1 protein-coding gene is annotated in these 1,401 nt (G+C 46.3%); it reads right to left on the reverse strand.

The window, feature by feature from the left end; all coding sequences use genetic code 11:
- Positions 1-83: 83 nt before the first annotated feature.
- The gene (locus F6K20_RS38545) at positions 84-620 is read right to left on the reverse strand and encodes an NADPH-dependent FMN reductase (RefSeq protein WP_008189403.1); all 537 of its coding nucleotides are present in this window, start codon (positions 618-620) and stop codon (positions 84-86) included.
- Between the last annotated feature and the right edge of the window lie 781 nt (positions 621-1,401).

Consider the following 1,401-nt stretch of genomic DNA (forward strand, 5'->3'; position numbering starts at 1 on the left):
TCAAAGCCCGAAATTGCTATACTTTGCCCACCCTACTTTAATTGGTATTTTTTTTACACCCAAGTCCCTAACCCGATTTGCGCTTACCTTAACTTCTGAGTATTTGCTACCAAACTTTCAGCAAATTTATCGAAGCGCTCGGAGAGTTTTTTATCCAAAAGCTTGCCATCTTCACCAAAGGCTTTCCAAGCCTGACCAATGGCAATCTGCTCTGGAATCACCCAACTATGTACCCAGCGCATAATTATCCGTAGGTCATTGAGAGCGTTACTATTAGACTGACCCCCCAATACACTAATCAAACCGGTAACTTTCCCTTCGAGATGTTCAAAACTCATCAAATCTAGGGCATTTTTAAGTACACCACTCACACCACCGTGATATTCCGGTGTTGCCAGAATTAAGCCATCGGCTTGCTTCACGGTTTCCTGTAATCGGGTGACATCTGGATAGTCTGGATAGTCACTATCACCAGTGCAAAATGGTAATTGCATCTGACGCAAGTCGAGGATTTCAGTGGATACACCATTAGCTTTCACTCGGTCTATAGCATGCTCTAGAGCCTGATAGCTATAGGATTCAGGACGTAAACTACCACTAATTCCAACAATGTTCACCATCTCACTAACCTCTGTTTAACTATAGTGCTGATTGCTGAGTGCTTAGTACTGAGTACTGATTGCTGAGTGCTTAGTCTGGTTGACTGTCAACCGTCAACCAAGCTGAGTGCTGAGTGTTTCAGTAGGTTAGGTGCGCTTTCCCATTAAGAATTAAATTCGCTATAGGTGCGCGCCTCCAAGGGCGCGAGGGATTGCTCGCGCCCTTGGGTCGCACCTTCGCGTCGCACCTTAAGTTGTGATTTTTTGTCGTGAAAGCTACCAATTATCAAGGAAAGCCAATTTTATACGTAGTCGTTATGACTACGTATAGTCTAGCAAGTTGGCAGCAACTTTGTCAAACTCCTGTTGTAGCAGATCGGAGTATGTCGATCATGACCGCAACGATAAATTCGACCATCATGCTTTGACCGATAAGGCATAGGTGGGCTTTCCGCATCTAATTATTAAATTCGCCACGGGTCGCACCTGATCATTTTGTTGTTTAATCGACAGGGCATCCAGATCAGCCCCAATGGGTATAGCACTACGCGCTACTGTTAGGACATTCCTAAACTCCGAAACGTAAGTAATCGCTGACTTTTAGGTGCGACCCGTGGCGAATTTAATTCGCCGTTCGCGCCCCGCGTCTCCTACGGAGAACGGAAAGCGCACCTTTGACTTCTGACTTCGTTAGAGTCGATGCCTGGTATTACCCAGGGCACCTCTCCTTCAAATCTGGGCGTGCGACTTTCACCGCACCCAGCTCCTAGATATCCTGACCTTTCGGTCTGCTTCCGTGGAT

This window comes from Moorena sp. SIO2C4, assembly GCF_010672485.1.
GTDB lineage: Bacteria > Cyanobacteriota > Cyanobacteriia > Cyanobacteriales > Coleofasciculaceae > Moorena > Moorena producens.

Excerpts from the sequence above, each read along its gene's own strand:
- F6K20_RS38545 (WP_008189403.1), bottom strand. The coding sequence starts at position 620 with ATGGTGAACATTGTTGGAATTAGTGGTAGTTTACGTCCTGAATCCTAT.